The sequence below is a fragment of the Pseudoalteromonas sp. SWYJZ98 genome (assembly GCF_015864495.1).
In the GTDB taxonomy this organism is placed as follows: Bacteria; Pseudomonadota; Gammaproteobacteria; order Enterobacterales; family Alteromonadaceae; genus Pseudoalteromonas; species Pseudoalteromonas distincta.
Genome location: NZ_JADYXA010000002.1, coordinates 1 through 19,766 on the forward strand (window position 1 = coordinate 1; position 19,766 = coordinate 19,766).

The 19,766-nt window shown below is 39.2% G+C and carries 15 protein-coding genes and 1 rRNA gene; 15 read left to right on the plus strand and 1 reads right to left on the minus strand.

All coding sequences use genetic code 11. From position 1 onward, the window contains the following. Positions 1–12 precede the first annotated feature (12 nt). From rrf to ihfA, 6 genes are all read left to right on the plus strand, one after another. Positions 13–127, plus strand: a 5S ribosomal RNA gene (gene rrf / locus I6F10_RS01700). A gap of 779 nt (positions 128–906) precedes the next feature. Further along, entirely contained in the window at positions 907–1,962 is a 1,056-nt protein-coding gene (locus I6F10_RS01705; RefSeq protein ID WP_024596168.1) for a DUF2066 domain-containing protein, read from the plus strand. Then, positions 1,962–2,672: a DnaA regulatory inactivator Hda gene (hda, locus tag I6F10_RS01710; RefSeq protein ID WP_197098421.1), complete on the plus strand. Its 711-nt coding sequence runs from the start codon at positions 1,962–1,964 to the stop codon at positions 2,670–2,672. The genes I6F10_RS01705 and hda overlap by 1 nt, the downstream gene beginning before the upstream one ends. Before the next feature lie 345 nt (positions 2,673–3,017). Continuing rightward, positions 3,018–3,998 (plus strand): phenylalanine--tRNA ligase subunit alpha, encoded by a 981-nt coding sequence (gene pheS / locus I6F10_RS01715; RefSeq protein WP_002960692.1) that lies wholly within the window; start codon positions 3,018–3,020, stop codon positions 3,996–3,998. Between the two features lie 15 nt (positions 3,999–4,013). Then, positions 4,014–6,401, plus strand: coding sequence for a phenylalanine--tRNA ligase subunit beta (pheT, locus tag I6F10_RS01720; RefSeq protein WP_197098295.1), 2,388 nt, complete (start codon positions 4,014–4,016; stop codon positions 6,399–6,401). 2 nt (positions 6,402–6,403) lie between these two features. Then, a complete protein-coding gene (gene ihfA / locus I6F10_RS01725) occupies positions 6,404–6,703 on the plus strand; it encodes an integration host factor subunit alpha (protein ID WP_002960690.1) in 300 nt (99 codons plus the stop codon). An 86-nt stretch (positions 6,704–6,789) separates the two neighbouring features. On the opposite strand, the gene I6F10_RS01730 is transcribed toward ihfA, so the two are convergent. After that, on the minus strand, positions 6,790–7,590 hold the full coding sequence (locus I6F10_RS01730) for a DUF2989 domain-containing protein (protein WP_197098297.1): 801 nt from the start codon (positions 7,588–7,590) through the stop codon (positions 6,790–6,792). A 174-nt stretch (positions 7,591–7,764) separates the two neighbouring features. On the opposite strand from I6F10_RS01730, the gene I6F10_RS01735 reads away from it, so the two are divergent. The 9 genes from I6F10_RS01735 (at position 7,765) to I6F10_RS01775 (ending at position 19,626) form a co-directional block, all read left to right on the plus strand. Further along, on the plus strand, positions 7,765–9,207 hold the full coding sequence (locus tag I6F10_RS01735; protein ID WP_024600455.1) for a glyceraldehyde-3-phosphate dehydrogenase: 1,443 nt from the start codon (positions 7,765–7,767) through the stop codon (positions 9,205–9,207). Positions 9,208–9,390: 183 nt separating this feature from the next. Further along, a complete protein-coding gene (locus I6F10_RS01740) occupies positions 9,391–10,518 on the plus strand; it encodes a M14 family metallopeptidase (RefSeq protein ID WP_197098299.1) in 1,128 nt (375 codons plus the stop codon). A gap of 380 nt (positions 10,519–10,898) precedes the next feature. Beyond that, positions 10,899–12,401, plus strand: coding sequence for an alanine/glycine:cation symporter family protein (locus I6F10_RS01745; RefSeq protein ID WP_024600457.1), 1,503 nt, complete (start codon positions 10,899–10,901; stop codon positions 12,399–12,401). 139 nt (positions 12,402–12,540) lie between these two features. Beyond that, positions 12,541–12,867 (plus strand): hypothetical protein, encoded by a 327-nt coding sequence (locus I6F10_RS01750; RefSeq protein WP_007580349.1) that lies wholly within the window; start codon positions 12,541–12,543, stop codon positions 12,865–12,867. 1 nt (position 12,868) lies between these two features. Continuing rightward, positions 12,869–13,150, plus strand: coding sequence for a YeaC family protein (locus I6F10_RS01755; RefSeq protein ID WP_007378333.1), 282 nt, complete (start codon positions 12,869–12,871; stop codon positions 13,148–13,150). Then, the gene (locus tag I6F10_RS01760; RefSeq protein WP_197098301.1) at positions 13,140–15,821 is read left to right on the plus strand and encodes a DUF349 domain-containing protein; all 2,682 of its coding nucleotides are present in this window, start codon (positions 13,140–13,142) and stop codon (positions 15,819–15,821) included. Before I6F10_RS01755 ends, I6F10_RS01760 begins: the two co-directional genes overlap by 11 nt. Positions 15,822–16,186: 365 nt before the next feature. Beyond that, positions 16,187–16,741 (plus strand): DUF1439 domain-containing protein, encoded by a 555-nt coding sequence (locus I6F10_RS01765; protein WP_002960677.1) that lies wholly within the window; start codon positions 16,187–16,189, stop codon positions 16,739–16,741. A 68-nt stretch (positions 16,742–16,809) separates the two neighbouring features. Further along, on the plus strand, positions 16,810–18,114 hold the full coding sequence (locus I6F10_RS01770) for an ABC1 kinase family protein (protein ID WP_197098303.1): 1,305 nt from the start codon (positions 16,810–16,812) through the stop codon (positions 18,112–18,114). 93 nt (positions 18,115–18,207) lie between these two features. After that, positions 18,208–19,626 carry a sigma-54 interaction domain-containing protein gene (locus I6F10_RS01775; RefSeq protein WP_197098305.1) on the plus strand — a complete coding sequence of 473 codons (1,419 nt, stop codon included), beginning with the start codon at positions 18,208–18,210 and terminating at the stop codon, positions 19,624–19,626. The last annotated feature ends 140 nt before the right edge of the window (positions 19,627–19,766 follow it).

Here is a 19,766-nt window from a genome sequence, read left to right on the forward strand (position 1 = left end):
CGCCCAAATTTGCTTGGTGACAATAGCGTTTTGGACCCACCTGACTCCATGCCGAACTCAGTAGTGAAACGAAACAGCGCCGATGATAGTGTAGCATTTGCTATGTGAAAGTAGGACATTATCAGGCTTCAAATTAAAGAAACCCGTTACAGCAATGTGACGGGTTTTTTGCTATCTGGGATTTAGTAAATAGCCAAGAGCCCGAACCGCACTCAGCAGTGAAACAAAACAGCTCGAAGGCGAGCCCCGGCCAACGATAGTGTAGCATTTGCTATGTGGAAAGTAGGACATTACCAGGCTTCAAATTGTAGAGAGCCCGACTAGAAATAGTCGGGCTTTTTTACGTCTGCATAAAAGTAAAATGTGCGCAATTAACATATACTCATATCGCGACACAAAGATAGTGTAGCATTTCACTGTGGCTCTCCACCGCTGTGGGCACTACGACATCCTACTGCGTAGCGCACCGACTTCAAATTGTAGAGAGCCCGACTAGAAATAGTCGGGCTTTTTTACGTCTGCATAAAAGTAAAATGCGCGCAATTAACACCCACTCATATCGCGACACAAAGATAGTGTAGCATTTCACTGTGGCTCTCCACAGTTGTGGGCATTACGACATTCTACTGCGTAGCGCGCAGGCTACAAATTGTAGAGAGCCCGAGTAAAAATAGTCGGGCTTTTTTTACGTCTGTAGAAAAATGAAATATGCGCAATTAATATATACCTACAGCAATGCCCATCTCGTAGGTCGGGCGAGCGCAGTGACTCCGGACGTTAATTTAATCTTTTTTACTTTCTATAAAAGCTAATTACTCTCATTTCCTTAGATAACAAATTTAATTTTGCTTTGTTACTGTCTTTGATTTAGGATCAAATCAGTTTAAAACCAAGAACTAACAGCCTGTGTATAGATTATTAATTAGCGCCATATCCATTTTATTTTGTTTTTCTGTGTCGGCAGTTGAAGTAACTGATCTATATCAAGATATTTTAAAAGTGGATGACAAAACACGAGATACTCGATTAGCTGCGAGCCGTAAAGCTTTGCTTAATGTTTTAGTGAAAGTAAGCGGTGATGAAACTGCAGATCAAAATAAATTAGCACAGCAACGTACTAAAGATATTTCTGATTATATGCTTAAGTTTGAATATGACGAGAGAGCAAATGGACAATTGAAACTCGTTGTTAAATTTGAAGCTCGAAAGATCAACGCGCTAATCAAAGAGTTAAACTTACCTTTATGGGGAGTACAACGTCCATTAGTCGCAATATGGTTAGGTATTGAAGACAATTGGCGCAGAGAATTGGTAACACAAGAAAGTTACCCGCAGTTAGAGCAGTTAATTTATGACAAAGCAGGGCGTCGTGGTTTACCTGTCGTTGTTCCATTACTTGATTTACAAGATCGACGTCTAGTAGGTATTCCTGAGGTGTGGGGTAACTTTTCAGAACCAGTAGAAGAGGCCTCTAGACGCTACAGCGCTGAGCGAAGTATTACAGCTAGAATGTATAAAGAAGCAGATAGCGAAAATTGGATTTTAGATTGGCGTTTTACTAATGATGATCAATTTGATTCAAATCGATTAACGGGTGATAAACAGCAAATAGTGAGCCAGATGATTGACACCTTAGCGCGAGGCCTTGCAAGCGAGTATGCAATTGATCCAAATGCTTATTATGAACAAGCAACTGCTACGCTCACGTTAAAGGGTACACAAAGTTTTGTTGATATAGAATTAGCGAAACGAAGATTATTGAGCCTGAGTGTTGTTACGCAAGTCAAAATTGTTCGTAAAACACCGGAATTTGTTGAATTTAAACTAAACCATACTGGTAACTTGAGTGATCTTAAAAAAGGGTTAGGGCTAGACTCTTCATTTAAAGATTATGAGGATCCACGCGCATTTTATCATGTTGTTGATAAAAATAGCTTAGAGTATCAATGGGTAACACCATAATGCTAATGTCTGAGCCGATGCAAATGGCACTACCGGTTACTTTACCGGATGACGAAACATTTGCATCGTATTTTGGGGGAGAAGACTCATTGGAGGTTAATCACCTAAAAGATAGCTTTTCGAAGTTAGCTAAAAAGTTTCAGTATACTTATTTATGTGGGTTAGGTGATTCGGGTAAGTCTCACCTTTTGTATGCAACCTGCATTAAAGCACAAGAGCGTGGTTTATCTAATATGCTGCTGTCTATGCGCGAAGTAGTTGACTTTGGACCTATGGTATTAGACGGTTTAGAAGCGCTTGATGTTCTATGTATTGATGACGTGCATTTAGTTGCAGGGAATGATGCATGGGAAAAAGCACTATTTAACTTTTTTAACCGGTTTAACGAACCCGGAAAAATGTTAGTAGTAACTGCCGATTTACTTCCTAGTATGCTCAATATCTCGCTGCCTGACTTAGAGTCTCGTTTAACGTGGGGGACAACCTTTCAAATTCGTTCTATGAGTGATGACGATAAAGCACAAGCACTTGTTAAGCGCGCTCATATGCGCGGTCTTGAATTAAGTGATGAGTGTGCACGCTTTTTACTAACCCGTTTAAGCCGTGATATGCGTGCTTTATTAGATGTACTCGACAAATTAGATCATGCATCTATGGCAGCACAGCGAAAATTAACTATTCCTTTTATAAAATCAACGTTAAAGCTGTAGTAGGTCTAGAATCTAGACCCTTCTTTCAGTTATCATAAGCTATTATCAGAGCGTGTTTACCTTTCCTGATTGGAATTTGTTTAACTTAAGAGTGCTTTAATCGCGTCGTGAGGACTTTAGCATAGTATTTATATGCGAAACCCGAACAACAAAGAGAGTAGCCTCCGAGATAAACACTTCAAACTGCATGTGTTTGGTCTTTATTTAGCGTTATTGCATGATTTATGTAGGGAACTACAGCCCAATGCTTAACCTTATTTAATAACCAATCACACTGTTGTAAAGCAATCTTGAAAGGCCAACACGCTCTTAAGCAATCACCTTCTGTGAAAGATCAGGTATCGAATGAACTTAGAAAACATATTAGCGCAAGCACTTGAGGCGGTAGCCAGTGCCAGTGAAATAGCGCAGTTAGAAGATATCAGGGTTAATTACCTTGGTAAAAAAGGCGAAATCACTAGCTTACTTAAAACGTTAGGTAAAATAGCACCTGAAGAACGTAAAGAAGCAGGCCAAGTTATAAACCAAGCTAAACAAGATGTACAAGCTGCTATCAACGAAAAGCGTGAATTGCTAGCAAGTAAAGCACTTGAAGAAAAACTAGCTGCTGAAACTATAGATGTAACTCTACCAGGGCGTGTTATGCCTACTGGCGGTTTACACCCAGTTACGCGCACTATTGAGCGCATAGAAAGCTTTTTCGGTGAGTTAGGTTTTGAAGTTAAATCTGGTCCAGAAATCGAAGACGATTTTCATAACTTTGATGCGCTAAATATTCCAGAGCACCACCCAGCACGTGCAGATCACGATACCTTTTATTTCAATCCTAAATTAGTACTACGCACACAGACAAGTGGCGTGCAAATTCGTACTATGGAAACTGAGCAGCCACCACTGCGTATTATTTCACCTGGACGTGTATACCGTAACGACTACGACCAAACACATACACCTATGTTCCATCAGGTTGAAGGTTTAATGGTTGATACCGATGTTAGCTTTACTGAGCTAAAAGGTATTTTGCATGATTTTTTACGTAACTTTTTTGAAGAAGATATGGAAATTCGTTTCCGTCCTTCATTCTTCCCATTTACAGAACCTTCAGCTGAAGTAGATGTTATGGGTAAAGACGGCAAGTGGTTAGAAGTACTAGGCTGTGGCATGGTACATCCAAATGTACTTAAGTCTGTGGGTATCGACCCAGAAAAATACACCGGCTTTGCCTTTGGCATGGGTGTAGAGCGTTTAACCATGTTGCGCTATGGCGTAAACGATTTACGTGCATTTTTCGAAAATGACTTAAAATTCCTGAACCAGTTCCGTTAAGAGTGAAACAATAAAATGAAATTTAGTGAAAAGTGGTTAAGAGAGTGGGTTAATCCTGCTATTGATACGCAAGCTCTTTCGGAACAGCTTTCAATGGCTGGTTTAGAAGTTGATGACGTTGAGCCTGCTGCTGCCAAATTTAATGGCGTAGTTGTTGGTGAAGTTGTTGAATGTGAGCAGCACCCTGATGCAGATAAACTGCGTGTTACCAAAATTAACGTCGGTGGCGATGAGCTACTTGATATCGTGTGTGGAGCACCAAATTGTCGTTTAGGTATTAAAGTTGCTGTTGCCACTGTGGGCGCTTTACTTCCTGGTGACTTTAAAATTAAAAAAGCCAAACTACGCGGTCAACCTTCAAACGGAATGCTATGTGCTTTTGTTGAGCTAGGTATTAGCGAAGAAGGCGACGGCATTATGGAATTGCCAAGCGATGCACCAGTAGGCACTGATTTACGTGATTATCTAGGTCTTGATGATAATATTATAGATGTTGATTTAACACCAAACCGTGGTGACTGTTTAGGCATTAAAGGCCTTGCTCGTGAAGTAGGCGTTTTAAATAGTATTGACGTTAATGTATTAGATATTCCAGCTGTTACGCCAACAATTGATGACAAAGTATCAATTGAGCTAGTTAATGAAGATGCATGTCCTCGTTACCTTGGTCGTGTGATCAAAGGCATTAACCTTGATGCAGAAACACCGCTTTGGATGGTTGAAAAGCTACGCCGCAGTGGCGTACGTTCAATCGACCCAGTGGTTGATGTTACAAACTATGTATTACTTGAGCTTGGTCACCCAATGCACGCGTTTGATTTAAATGCGATTGAAGGTGGTATTAAAGTACGTAGTGCAAACGCAGATGAAGAACTTGTTTTATTAGACGGTAACACCGCTAAATTAAACAACACTACACTTGTGATAGCCGATCATAATAAAGCGCTAGCAATTGCAGGTATTTTTGGTGGTGAGCAATCAGGTGTTACAGATAAAACATCTGATATATTACTTGAAAGCGCATTTTTTAATCCTGTAGCAATTGCAGGGCAAGCACGTAGCTACGGTTTACACACTGATGCTTCACACCGTTATGAACGCGGTGTTGATTTTGCTCTGCAACATGATGCAATGGAACGTGCAACAGCGCTACTTCTTGAAATCGTAGGCGGTCAAGCAGGCCCAGTTGTTGAAGCTGTAGCGGCTGACAAACTACCAAAAGTGACTGAAGTACGTCTTCGTCGTGCTCGTTTAGACCGTGTTATTGGTCATCATATTGAAGATGCTAAAGTAACAGATATTCTTACGCGTTTAGGTCTTGATGTTAAAGTAGAAAATGAAAGCTGGAGTGCGGACGTACCAAGCTACCGTTTTGATATTCGCATCGAAGAAGATTTAATTGAAGAAGTAGCACGTGTTTACGGTTACAACAGCATTCCTAATGTTGCACCAACTGCAAAACTTAAAATGACGACGCACAACGAAGCAACTATTGCGCTTAGCAAGTTCCGCAATACGTTAGTGACTCGTGGTTACCAAGAAGCAATTACATACAGCTTTGTAGACCCTAAAGCACAAGCTATTTTACACCCAGAGTGTAAAGCAATGGTATTACCGCATCCTATTTCGATTGAAATGTCAGCGATGCGTGTAAGTTTAATGCCGGGTTTATTAGCGTCTGTAGCGTATAACCAAAATCGCCAACAGCCTCGTATTCGTTTATTCGAACATGGTCTTAAATTTATAAGCGACGAAAGTGCAGAAAATGGTGTTTACCAAGTGCCGGTTATTGGTGGCGCTATTACGGGTCTTGTAAATGGTGAACATTGGGTTGAAGAAAAACGTAACGTTGATTTTTACGATTTAAAAGGTGATGTTGAAGCCTTACTTGCAATTACTAATGACGTTACTCGCTTTGAAATTAAAGCCGAGCAGTCAGATGGACTTCATCCTGGTCAATCAGCTGTAATATATGTTGATGGCAAAAAGGTTGGTTTTTTTGGTGCTTTACATCCTCAAGCTCAAAAGTCGTTAGATATCAACAACGCAACTTTTGTTTTTGAAATTGAAATGTCAGCAATAGAAAAAAGAAATTTACCGCAAGCAGAAGGGGTGTCTAAATTCCCTTCAAATCGCCGCGACATCGCGATTTTAGTGGCAGACAGCGTTAAATCTGGCGACATTTTAAGCGTGATCGAAAAAGTTGGCGGAAATCAATTGGTTGACCTAAACTTATTCGATGTGTATAAGGGCAAAGGTATTGAGCCAAATTATAAGAGTTTGGCGATTGCTCTAACACTGCAAGCGGTTGATAGAACACTCGAAGAGAAAGATATCAATCTAGTAGTTGATAACGTGGTGGCCGAATTGGCCGAACAGTTTAATGCATCGTTGAGGGACTAGATATGGCGCTTACTAAAGCCGACATAGCTGAACACCTATTTGAAAAGCTCGGGATCAATAAAAAAGATGCCAAAGATTTAGTTGAAGCGTTTTTTGAAGAAATCCGCTCAGCGCTAGAAAAAGGCGAGCAGGTTAAGCTCTCTGGATTTGGTAACTTTGATCTTCGAGACAAAAAAGAAAGACCAGGCCGCAATCCGAAAACAGGCGAAGATATTCCTATTTCGGCACGTCGCGTGGTGACTTTTCGACCAGGTCAAAAGCTTAAAACCCGCGTAGAAGTGGGCACAAGCAAAGCAAAATAAAAAAAGGCAGCGTAAGCTGCCTTTTTTATTGTCTAAAATAACTCCGCTCTAGCGGAGTTATTTAGTTGTACCGTTAGAAAACTTTTTTAAAACTCTCGAGGAGATACAAAATCACCTGCCATTATTTGCTGAAATGTTTGCTCTGCAAGTACATCTAGGCTGTCTAAGCTTTTACCATTCGTTATTAATTGCTGCTCAATTTCAAACACGTCAATATTTTCAATCCCCGACATTTGCGCTACTTTAGAAAATATATATGCATGTTTAAATTTATCATGTTTATAAAAAAGACTAATAAGTGATGTATGCACTTCAGGATTCGGTACGTTGCCTTTTTTATTGAGTTCTAAAGTTTTATAAAGCAAATCGATGGTTTTTTCATCATCAAATTTAATATAGTACGATGCTAAAAAAAATTGCATTTCGGCACTTTGCGTTACACTTTTGTCATTTTCTATCGCTAATAATTTAGTCAGTGCACTTTGGTTATTATTTCGTGACCATTGGTAGTAGAGCAAACCTGGATGGTTTGTATTTTGGGTATCTTGATATAAGCGAGTCATTTCTTTAATGCTCGTTAATTGACCGTCAATACGTGACGTTTTTTTAGCTTTTAACTTAATATGTTCAATTTTAGCGGCCACAGTTATACATTGGTTATAGGATTCAAAGTCCTTGAGTAATTGGTATTTATTTTCATCAGTAGGGTCTTTGTATTCTATGTAACGTTTGATAATCACATTAGAACGCTCATCCTTGCAGTGGCTGTCTTTGTTTAAGTCGCTACAAAAGCCAGGTGTTTCTTTGCACACTTGTGCGAGTGTCAACGGTTCTTCACACCCTGTCAACGTTAGCAAACCCAATAGTACACTTGCTTTTTTAAGCATCCCTTAACCCCAAATGAATATCCACCTTGCTATTCTAACGCAATCATTTAACGCCTAACAGTAGAGAATAACTTCAGATTAAATTAGAATAGCCCTGCCTGAAGTGCATTACTCTCAAAATATAGTGCATTTTTAAAGGCTATCCGTTCAAAATGATAAACTTAGGTAAATAAAATGACCTCATCTCACGAGTTAGAATACACAAATAGTTGGCAAGAGCGCCAAGATTACGCAGAAAGCATGCAACCAATCATTGGTAAACTTTACCGTAATCGTGGTATCGAAATCGCTGTATATGGCCGTCCTCTCGTAAATGCCAGTACTATTGATATTATCAAATCTCATAAAACCGTTGCTCAGTTTGAAGGCACTAAATTACGTTTGCGCGAAAGCTTTCCATTTTTAGAAGCTATCAGCAAAATGGAATTAAACTCTGCGCGTATTGATATTGGTAAACTTGCATATAGCTATTTGTTCACAGAAGCAGCTAAAGGCCGCTCAGTAGAAGAGTTTGTAAAAGATGAACTTGCAGAAATAGCTGACTTACCAGCGAAAGAACCACGCGATGTTGTATTGTATGGTTTTGGTCGTATTGGTCGTTTACTAGCGCGTTTATTAATTGAAAAATCAGGTCCATATGCAGATTTACGTTTGCGCGCTATTGTTGTGCGTGGCGGTAAAGATGGGGATCTTGAAAAGCGCGCAAGCTTACTGCGTCGTGATTCAATTCACGGTCCTTTCAATGGTTCAATCACTATTGATAAAGAGCGTAATGCAATTAAAGCTAACGGTAGCTACATTCAAGTTATTTACGCTAACTCTCCTAGCGAAATTGATTACACTCAATACGGTATCGACGATGCATTAATTGTTGATAACACCGGTATTTGGAAAGACGAAGCGGGCCTTGGCCAGCATCTAGAGTGTAAGGGCGCTGCAAAAGTATTATTAACAGCTCCTGCAAAAGGTAATATCAAAAACATCGTATATGGTGTTAATAACAAAGATATTTTACCTGAAGATAAAATCGTTTGTGCAGCAAGCTGTACAACTAATGCAATTACACCAACGCTTAAAGCACTAAACGATAAGTTTGGTATTAATAATGGTCATGTTGAAACTGTACACTCGTACACGAACGATCAAAACCTTATTGATAACTACCACAAAGCAGAGCGCCGTGGCCGTGCCGCAGCACTTAACATGGTAATTACTGAAACAGGGGCTGCAAAAGCGGTTTCAAAAGCATTACCAGAGCTTGAAGGCAAATTAACAGGTAACGCAATCCGCGTACCTACACCTAATGTGTCGCTAGCTATTTTAAATCTTAACTTAGCAACAAGCACATCAGTTGAAGAGCTAAACGCATTTTTACGCGATACTGCACTTCATTCAGACTTACGTGACCAAATTGATTACACCGCATCAACGGAAATTGTATCTACCGATTTAGTAGGTAGCCGTTACGCAGGTGTTGTTGATTCACAAGCAACGATTGTTGAAGATAACCGTATCGTTTTATATGTATGGTACGACAATGAGTTTGGTTACAGCTGCCAAGTAGTTCGTTGTATGCGCGATATGGCCGAAGTGTCATTCCCAAGCTTACCTCGCTAATTTATTTGCAGTGACTTAAAAGCCAGCATGTTGCTGGCTTTTTTGGTCGTGTATTATTTTTAAAGCGTATGCCTTGTGATAGGCTTTAATTAAGAAAATGCACATTCATTTTACTATTTACAAAATAATGTCAGTTCTGTGAATTAATAAACAGATAAACTTATTCAACCTAAAGGTTTTTCCATGAAAATCAGCAGCAATTTCGACAGTGGTAATATCAAAGTTATTGAATCCACCGATCCTTTAAATATTCAATTAGAAATTAATAAAGATCACCAGTCTGAATTTTATCAGTGGTTTCACTTTCGTCTTGAAACAACACCTTACCAATTGCATAAGTTAAATATTAATGAGCTTGATAAATCAGCTTACCCAGATGGTTGGGAAGGGTATCAAGCTGTTGCATCATATGACCGTCAAACATGGTTTCGCGTACCATCAAGCTATGAAAATGGCACATTAAGCTTTGAAATTGAACCAGAGTGCGGCAGTGTTTATTTTGCTTACTTTGCACCATACAGTTACGACCGCCATTTAGATTTATTGTCTTGGGCACAAAGCCAAGGTGCTTGCCAATTAATAACGCTTGGTGAAACACTTGATGGCCGCGATATGAGTGTGCTTAAAATTGGTGAGCCAAGTGAAGATAAGAAAAACATCTGGATCACAGCACGTCAACATCCAGGTGAAACAATGGCAGAGTGGTATGTTGAAGGTCTACTGCACAAACTTCTTGATGACGAGGATCCACATGCAGCTGCGCTTCTATCAAAAGCAGTGTTTTACGTTGTGCCAAATATGAATCCAGATGGCAGCGCACGCGGACATCTGCGTACTAATGCTAAAGGCGTTAACTTAAACCGTGAATGGCAAACACCAAGTATGGAAAATAGCCCTGAGGTTTACTTAGTGCTTAATAAAATGCGCGAAGCTGGCTTAGATATGCACTTAGACATACACGGTGATGAAGCTATACCTTATAACTTTGTGGCAGGCAGTGAAGGTATTCCAAGTTACGATGCTCGTCTTAAAGGCCTTGAAGATAGCTTTAAAGCTGCGCTTTTAACTATTACTCCAGAGTTTCAAGATGACCATGGCTATCCAAAAGATGAGCCAGGTCAAGCTAACCTTACGGTAGGTTCATCAGCTACTGCTGAAGAATTCAAAGCATTAACGTACACAATTGAAATGCCATTTAAAGACAACAACGATTTACCTGATCCAGACTATGGCTGGTCAGACCGTCGTTCTTATCAATTTGGTCAAGATACATTAGCGGCTATTGTTAATGTTGTTGATGATTTAAGATAAAACGCTTATCTAAAAGGGTATCAATAGTTTTGATACCCTTTTTGCTTTTAATAAAACCCTTTGTATAAAAAAATAATAATCATATAGCAGCTTTATTCTTAAAACGTTTTCAACGCTTCTTCGCTGCGTATCATCACCGTATCGGTACAAATCAATCTACTTTCATTTAAATACTACAGATGTAGTGCCTTTCGCCAAGTGTGTAATTATATATTTTGAAAATTAAGTGTTAACAACCTTGGGGTACTTAAGTTAATATTAATTAAATCATGAGTCGGGGCGGAAGAGGTGAAATCTTATTTCGTAAAGCTTATGTAGCGTAGTAGCTAAAACAGAGTCTCGTAATTAAAAAATAATAAATATAACTATAGAGGATATCCATGGAAGCTTTTGTAAGCGCTGTTAATGATGTTGTTTGGAGTAATGCACTCATCTATTTATGCCTAGGCGCAGGCTTGTTTTATTCAGTACTAACTAGATTTGCTCAAGTTAGACATTTTAAAGAAATGTGTAAGTTATTATTTAGTCCTAACACGTCTGATAAAGGTATTTCATCTTTTCAAGCCCTTGCAGTATCGTTGTCTGGACGCGTAGGCGTTGGTAATATCGCAGGTGTGGCAGCAGCTATCGGTTTTGGTGGGCCAGGTGCTATTTTTTGGATGTGGGTTGTTGCTTTTCTAGGTGCAAGTACTGCTTACGCAGAATCTACTTTAGGCCAAATTTATAAAACAGAAGAAGACGGGCAATATCGTGGTGGCCCAGCCTATTATTTTGACCGTTGTTTAGGACAAAAATGGTTGGCTGTCTTATTTGCTGTTTCGGCAATTATTGCATGTGGTGTTTTTCTGCCTGGTGTACAAGCGAATGCGGTAGGTAATGCGTTTACCCAAGTATTTGGCGATGGCAATATGGTCTCGACTAGTTTTGGTGATGTAGGTAGCTTTAAGTTAGTCGCTTTGGCAATAATCCTTATTGTTTTAGCGTTTATTATTTTTGGCGGTATAAAACGTATTGCGAACTTTACGCAAATAGTAGTGCCATTTATGGCGCTTGGTTACATAGTACTGGCATTAATCGTGGTATTTTTAAATTTAGATAAAGTAGGCGATATATTCTATTTAATTATTAGTGATGCATTTACTGCGCAGGCCGGTTTTGGTGCTGCTATTGGTTGGGGCGTTAAGCGTGGTATATATTCTAATGAAGCAGGGCAAGGTAGTGGGCCTCATGCAGCAGCAGCAGCAGAGGTTGATCACCCTGCTCAACAGGGTTTAGTGCAAGCTTTCTCTGTTTATGTTGATACCATTTTTGTATGTACTGCAACAGCACTCATGATTTTAATAACGCAGCAATACAATGTTGTGGGTGAGTTACCAGCAGGGCAGTTCATTGTACAAAATGTTGATGCAGCGACTGAGGTCGGTTCAGCAGCCTTTACTCAAATGGCTTTATTTAGTGTATTTGGCAGCTTTGGACAAGCATTTGTCGGTATTGCATTATTCTTCTTTGCCTTTACCACAATACTCGCTTATTACTTTATTGCAGAAACTAATATTGCTTACTTAAATCGTTATTTTAAAGGCAATATCCCACTTGTCCTCGTGAAGTTCGTGATTATGTTTATGGTTGCATACGGTATGGTTAATAATTCAGGTTATATCTGGACTATTGGAGATATTGGCGTTGGTTTAATGGCCTGGATTAACATATTGGGTATCTTAGCTATTTTCTTTGTAGCTAAGCCTGCTTTACTATGTTTGAGCGATTACGAAGATCAGAAGAAAAAAGGTGGAAAAATCACATTTGACCCTGTCAAACTAGGTATTAAAAATGCCACTTTCTGGGAAAAACGTTTAGGGAAACAGTCAAAAGACACTGAGTAACTAAACTTAATGAGTAACTTGTTAGATTATCGTCTCTAAATCAGTTATTGGTTTGAATTCAAAAAAGACAACGAGAAATAAAACAAGTACAATAAAGGCGCCGAAAGGCGCTTTTTTTATGCGTAGTATGGAGAGAAGTATGGCGATCATTCGTTGCCCAAAATGTGCAAAATCAATTTCAGATAAACATAAGCAATGTCCGCATTGCGAAAGCAATATTGCAGAGCTAAACGACGAGCAAGTTTTACAACTTCAGCGCGAACAGCGAATTAAAAAAAAGCAGATGTTTATAAATCACTCCTTTTTAGCGCTTATCTTATTTTTAGGTGGTTTTTTCTGTTTGTACTTTTTACAACCGCAAGAAAAAACGCTTCAGTGGTATGCTTATACTGCGGCAATTGGCGTAGGGTGTATTTGGTATCTTATTAACCGTATTGTTTTAGTGACTCTAAAAAAGAAAAAATGACATGAATATCGACAATCTTGTACAAAATATTACTCCCGAATTATTCGAACGCTTGCAATACGGTGCGTCTACTGGCAAATGGCCAGACGGAACTGTTTTATCAGACGAGCAAAAGCAACAAACAGTGCAGTTGGTTATGTTGTATCAAGCAAAAGTGGCTCAATCAAACGAGCAATTTACGATTGGTGCTAATGGTGAAATGATCCAAAAGACAAAAGCTCAACTACAAAAAGAATTTAAATCAGACAACGAAATAGCTAGGTTTAGTGAACATGATCTTTAAGCACCTTTTTACACCGAAATGGAAACACCCTAAGCAACAAGTTCGTCTTGATGCTATCGAAAAATTAGATATTGAACGTGATGCAACCATATTAAATACGTTAGCACTTGAAGACAGCTCAGCTGAAATACGCCGCAAAGCGTTGCAAAAAGTAAACGATTTACCACTTTGGTGGAAAGCGTATAAACAAGATCAAGCATTAAAAGATATTGCAGAACTACAAATATCTAATGCTGTTTTAAATAGCGAAAGTGCACTAACACCGCAAATTAAAAGTGAATACATAGAGCGTTTTGCACCCGTTAAAACACTCGAAAAGTTAGCATTTGCAGAGAAAGAACTGCAAGTACGCGTTAAGTTATTGAAACGTTTAGCAAATCCAAAACTAGTAGAAAAAGCATTTAAAGAAGGTAGCGAAGAGCTACAAGCTCAATTAGTTGAACTTGTTATTACCCATCAATTAATTAAGCCATTAGTAAAGCATGCAAAGGGTGGTGCAAAAGCAGCACTTGAAACGCATATTGAAAATGAGCGTTTAGCAATTGAAATGCCACTGCAGGTTGAAAGTGCAACACGTGTTATTTTAGCTAAGTTAAATGCCTTACGCGAAAAAACAGATTTTGGTGTTGTAAATCCACAAGCCGGCGAATTAATGGTCCAGTGGCAAGCACTTGAACTAAAATGGCTGAGTGATGAACGCGTTAAGCTTCTTGACGAAAAATATATTTCAATCACAACTAAGTTAGATGCACACATTGAACAGCTAAAGGCGGTACATGATAAAGAGCAGCAGAAATTAGCGCTACAGCAGCGCCAATTGCTAGCACTTGCAACGCTTGAAGCTTTAACTGAAGAAATTGAAAACGCCTTACAGCTAGGCCTTGAAACACCAGAGCAAATTCAACAAGATTGGCTTGATGCAAAAGTAGCGCAAGCTAAGCAAGCTATTAGCGAAACAGAATTAGCTAATAATGCACAATCTAAACAGGCTGTAAGCAAGTTAGAAAAACTATTTACTCAAGTTGCTAAGTTACCTGAGCTAACAATTGCTATTAAAGAGTACAAACTCGCTTTTGCAGCATTATGCGAAATTAAGCCAGCAGAAGATTTAGCACAATACGATGCAACTCTAACTGAATTTAATAATGGTTTTAAAGCAGCGCGTAGTCATTTAAATATTTTAGATGGTGCACTGCAAAGTACCTTTAAAACGCAGTTAAATGCGCATAAAAAGCAATTTTTATCACCAATGAATGAGCTAGTTAAGCCACTTGAAAAAAACCAAAGCCAAGCAAAACGCAAAGCTCGTGATGTTAAACGCCTAATTGAGGAAGGCCGTTTTAATGTTGCCTTTGGCGTGTTTAAAGGGTTTGAAGAGTTATTTAATACACTCACTGAGCAATATCAACAGCCGCTTATAAATATAAAAGCGGAGCTTGAAGCGCAACTTGCAGATGCTAAAGATTGGCAAAAATACGCAGCAGCACCAAAGCGTGAAGCTTTATTAGAAGAAGTAAGTGCATTAGTAAGTGAAGAGTGTACTGACCCACAACAACGCGCAGAGCAAGTAAAAGTGCTACGCAAGCGTTGGAATGAGTTAGGTCGTTTAGATACAGACGAAGAAAAGCAACAAGGCGTACAGTTTGATGAAAAAATCGAGTTGCTATTTGCACCTTGTCGTAGTTACTTTGCAGAGCAAGAAGTACAACGCGAAGCATCAAAAGCACAACGCGAAAGTATTATTAGCGACATGCACGCGCTTCATTTACAACCTACGGCTGAGGATCACTTTGATTGGAAGCAATATGAAAGCCAATACAATCGTTTAAACAAAGCGTGGCGCAGTGTGGGTAAAGTTGACCCTAAAACATACCGTACACTAAACGAACGTTATAAAAGCGAGCAACAACAAGTACTGGCTTTATTAAACGCATTTCATAAAAGTAATGCTGCACTTAAAAATGAGTTAGTAGAAAAAGCGCAGCAATTATCACAAAGCGATGATTTAGCCGCTGCATGCCAAGAGTTGAAGCAAATGCAGCAGCAATGGCAAACAATTGGTTTTGCAGGTTTAAAAGCTGAAAATGCGTTATGGCAAAAATTTCGTCAATTTAACGATGAAACATTTACTAAACGTAGTAGTGAGTTTGAGCAGCAAAAACTTGACCAAAATGAGTCAGATAAACAAGCAGTTGCAGAACTCGCTGAGCTTGAAGCAGCACTTAGCGATGTAAATCAAAGAGCACAGTTGCACGACCTAGAAACAAAAGTGAAAGGGTACTCGCAATTTAGATCGTTAGCGCCAAAGGTTACTAAGTTGCTAGCAGCTATTGACGATAAACTTGCATTGCTTACAAGCAAATCAGAGCAAGCTAATCTAGATGCGTTAATTACAGCACTTGAAAACAATGAAGCGTTACCAAGTCAGTATCAAGCACCGCTTAAAACAGCATTAAATACAGATCAACTTATTACGCGCATGGAAATACTAGCGAACGTAAGTTCAACCGATAAGTCACTTAGAATGGCAGAACAAGTAGCCATGTTAGATGACAAACATCGTGGCGAACATGCTGATTTAAACTATTATTTAAAACAGTTATTAGCGCTCAGTGCTGGTTCAGTTGAACCTGACACACTAACGCGACTTAAAGCGACACTTGCAGCTTAATACACTAGGGCATGTTGACCTTTCGTGGTTGAATTTGCAGCAGACTGTTTGGTATTTAGGCAAGGCAGAGTCTATGTAGTGTGGTTATTCCCCATAAATAGGCGATAACGCAGTATAAATGCCAAACATGCGCTGCCCTTTGGGTTCTTTCTAGGGACGATTTACTCTTTGTTGCTCGGTTTTTACTTAGCCCGCTAGGTTACAAACCTCACGCCGCGATTAAATCGACCCTAGATTGAACAAATTTCAATCCACAAAGGTCAACACGCCCTAGAACCAGCATAAATGTGCTGGTTACTATTTTAATAAGCCGCTTTAATAGCGGCTTTTTTATGTACCACTAATTTATAAACAAAAGGGTTCTCATGAGAATTTTAGTTATTATTGCAGCGTTATTTTTAACCGCCTGTAATACCACGCAAGGCATATCAGTATATTCATTTACTAACTCTGAGGTTGAGTCTGTACTGGGTAAGCAATTACCAAAGTTAAGTGAAAAAGTAAGCTTAATGGGTTTGCCGGTTCAGTTTGATGTAAACGACTTAAGTGTAAATATTGGGCCTGATAACCGCGACGTTGTTGTTCTTGGTGCAGATTCAAGCGCTGAAATTAATGCATTCGCACTTAAATACCCAGTGCGTTTAAAGCTACAAATTGAAGGTAGCCCATTTTACGACAGTGAGAAAAAAGCGGTGTTTTTACGTAATATTAAATTACTTGATTCGAGTGTTGATGCTGGTGGTTTCAAAGGTAATTTAGGTGCACTTGATAGCCAAGCAATGGATGTTATTAATGCTTTTTTAGCGGTTAACCCTGTTTATACTCTAAATATGGATGACCCTAAAATGATGCTACTTAGTAAGCTTCCACTTGATATGAAAGTGGTTGAAGGTGCAATTAAGCTAGTACCTCGTCTATAAGTAGATCTACCTACTTATAATATACGTATTAATTAGCCTGACTTTCAGGCTAATTAGGTTTTAATATTATGGCGGCTCCTCGTACTGTTCCCACTTCTAGGCTTTCTCGCTTTGCAAAATTAGGCTCACTTGCCACAGGTGTTGCTACCAACATGTTAGTTGATGGCGCTAAGAGCGCGCTAACAGGTAAAGGTTGGGATAATAAAAGCTTACTGCTACAACCTAAAAACATTGAAAAACTAGCTATACAGCTATCTCATTTACGTGGCGCTGCAATGAAGTTGGGGCAATTGCTTTCAATGGATGCCGGTGATTTACTTAGTCCTGAATTGGCTCAGTTACTTGCTTTACTGCGCTCAGACGCGAATTCAATGCCTCATAAGCAGCTTGTTGAAGTGTTAAAAGAGCAATGGGGGGATGAGTGGCTAGCGCGTTTTTCTCATATTGAATTAAGACCTTTTGCAGCGGCTTCTATAGGGCAAGTTCATTTAGCTTACAAGGAGAATGGTGAGCAACTGGCTGTTAAAATTCAATATCCTGGTATTGCAAAAAGTGTAGTAAGTGATGTCGATAACGTTATTTCTTTATTAACGATTTCTCGATTATTGCCAAAAGATCTTAATATTAAACCACTTATTAGTGAGGCTAAAGCGCAGTTATTAGCCGAGGCTGATTATAAGCGGGAGGCTCAGTACTTAATACGTTATAAAAATGCACTAGCAACTAATCCCCACTTTAAAGTGCCTAACGTATATCCAGAGCACAGCACACAACAAATACTTACTATGGAATATATAAAAGCAGAGCCCATTGAGAGCATTACACAGCTACCTGATAGTCAAAAAAGCTTTGTTGCAGAGCAACTTATTGATTTGTTTTTTAAAGAAATGTTTGAATTTAAATTAATTCAAACCGACCCTAACTTTGCCAACTTTCATTATCAGCTTGATACACAAAAAATTGTTTTATTTGATTTTGGTGCAACCCGAGAAATATCAACAGAGCTTAGTTTAGCGTATTTAGCTTTATTTAAAGCGGGTAGTGAAAACAACAGAGAAGGTGTACTTAAAGCGGCTTCACATATTGGTTATTTTAAAAATGACTTGGTTGATGAGTATAAAAACAACGTCATTGATTTATTCTTAATGGCGTGCGAGCCACTAAGAGCAGAAGGGGAATTTGATTTTAAAAACAGCGAACTCGCGCTCAAAATTAAAAATGCAGGGCTTGCTCTTAGTGCACAATCTCAGCAATGGCACACACCGCCCGTTGATGCCCTATTTATTCACCGAAAACTTGCAGGGCTTTATTTAATAGCCGCAAGGCTAGGTGCAAAAATAGATGTGAAAACGCTATTTCAGCACTATTTATAGCGTTTTAATGGGTACGTGAGTGCATTTTAAGTAGTGAGTGCACTTAGTGTATAAAATTGTCATAATGCTCGCGATATTTCGCGAGGTGCATTTATGATAAAACAATTTTTAAACGATCCTAAATTATTACTAAACGCAGTAGGTGAGGGCATATACGGCTTTGACCTGTCGGGTAATGCGGTGTTTGTTAATCCTGCCGCTGAGCGCATGACAGGTTGGCGAGCAGACGAGTTATTAGGTAAAAAAATACACCAATATCATCACCATACTCATGCTGATGGCACACCTTATCCCGCTGATGAATGCCAAATATATTGCACCATGTTTGACGGAAAACGTCGTGAAGTTAAAAATGAAGTTTTTTGGCGTAAAGACGGCAGCTCATTTGCAGTGGAATACACCTCAACACCGGTTTATAAAAATGATGAGTTAATTGGTGCTGTAGCGGTATTTCGCGATATATCACTGCAACAACAAACACAAAATGCTCTGCAAGAGGCACTTGAGCAAGTAAATCATTTAAGTGAGCAGCTAAAAGATGAAAACAACTACTTAATTGCAGAACTTAACGAAGATTGGCAAGACTCCGGGCTAGTTGGGCAAAGCCATATATTTCAAACCATGTTAGATCAAATAAAACTGGTGAGTGAAACCGACAGCACAGTGCTTATACTTGGCGAAAATGGCACGGGTAAAGAATTAGTAGCCCGTAATTTGTATCGACTAAGCAAACGTAGCGAACAAGCCTTTATAAAAGTAAATTGCGCCGCATTTACCTCAAGCTTGCTAGAATCGGAACTTTTTGGCCATGAAAAAGGCGCATTTACAGGTGCCAATGAACGCCGTAAAGGGCGTTTTGAACTAGCTGATAAAGGCACCTTGTTTTTAGATGAAATAGCAGAGCTTCCACTTGAGGCGCAAAGTAAACTACTTAGAGTCCTCCAAGAAGAAGAGTTTGAACGTGTAGGTGGCAGCAATACGCTAAAAGTAAATATTAGAGTAATTGCAGCGACTAATCGGGACCTGTGGGAAATGGTACAAAAAGGCACGTTTAGAATTGATTTGTATTATCGGCTCAATGTATTTCCTATAAAAGTACCCGCCCTTAAAGATCGAAAAGAGGATATTCCTTATTTATGCGCTAATTTAATTGCGCAGCTAAATAAACGACTGGGTAAACATTTAAAGGGGCTAAGTAAAAAAGCAATTACACAACTGCAAGCCTATGATTGGCCAGGCAACATTAGAGAGCTGCAAAATGTACTGGAACGCGAAGCTATTTTATCTAATCAGGCTGTGCTTCAGCTAAGCCAGCCTTTGCAAGCGGGTGGCGAAGTCGTTATTAACCCTTCACTTACGCTTGATGAAGCGCAAAAACAGCATATAACTTCTGTTCTTGCGTTATCGCACTGGCAAATATCGGGCGATAAAGGGGCGGCAGTTAAGTTGGGCTTACCTGAGAGTACACTACGCTCAAAAATGCGAAAGTTGGGAATCACTAAAAAATCGTGATATATCGCGATATGCGCTTTATATCGCGAGCTCGGTTTTTGTTTTTTAAAATAATTTCTTTAATATCAATGAAGTAATTAAAGTTTCAGCTTGGTCTGAAAGTTGCAAATACTTGCTTAATACCCGTCATTATGAAGCAA

Excerpts from the sequence above, each read along its gene's own strand:
- hda (WP_197098421.1), top strand. The coding sequence starts at position 1,962 with ATGCTAATGTCTGAGCCGATGCAAATGGCACTACCGGTTACTTTACCG.
- pheS (WP_002960692.1), top strand. The coding sequence starts at position 3,018 with ATGAACTTAGAAAACATATTAGCGCAAGCACTTGAGGCGGTAGCCAGT.
- pheT (WP_197098295.1), top strand. The coding sequence starts at position 4,014 with ATGAAATTTAGTGAAAAGTGGTTAAGAGAGTGGGTTAATCCTGCTATT.
- ihfA (WP_002960690.1), top strand. The coding sequence starts at position 6,404 with ATGGCGCTTACTAAAGCCGACATAGCTGAACACCTATTTGAAAAGCTC.
- I6F10_RS01730 (WP_197098297.1), bottom strand. The coding sequence starts at position 7,590 with ATGCTTAAAAAAGCAAGTGTACTATTGGGTTTGCTAACGTTGACAGGG.
- I6F10_RS01735 (WP_024600455.1), top strand. The coding sequence starts at position 7,765 with ATGACCTCATCTCACGAGTTAGAATACACAAATAGTTGGCAAGAGCGC.
- I6F10_RS01740 (WP_197098299.1), top strand. The coding sequence starts at position 9,391 with ATGAAAATCAGCAGCAATTTCGACAGTGGTAATATCAAAGTTATTGAA.
- I6F10_RS01745 (WP_024600457.1), top strand. The coding sequence starts at position 10,899 with ATGGAAGCTTTTGTAAGCGCTGTTAATGATGTTGTTTGGAGTAATGCA.
- I6F10_RS01750 (WP_007580349.1), top strand. The coding sequence starts at position 12,541 with ATGGCGATCATTCGTTGCCCAAAATGTGCAAAATCAATTTCAGATAAA.
- I6F10_RS01755 (WP_007378333.1), top strand. The coding sequence starts at position 12,869 with ATGAATATCGACAATCTTGTACAAAATATTACTCCCGAATTATTCGAA.
- I6F10_RS01760 (WP_197098301.1), top strand. The coding sequence starts at position 13,140 with ATGATCTTTAAGCACCTTTTTACACCGAAATGGAAACACCCTAAGCAA.
- I6F10_RS01765 (WP_002960677.1), top strand. The coding sequence starts at position 16,187 with ATGAGAATTTTAGTTATTATTGCAGCGTTATTTTTAACCGCCTGTAAT.
- I6F10_RS01770 (WP_197098303.1), top strand. The coding sequence starts at position 16,810 with ATGGCGGCTCCTCGTACTGTTCCCACTTCTAGGCTTTCTCGCTTTGCA.
- I6F10_RS01775 (WP_197098305.1), top strand. The coding sequence starts at position 18,208 with ATGATAAAACAATTTTTAAACGATCCTAAATTATTACTAAACGCAGTA.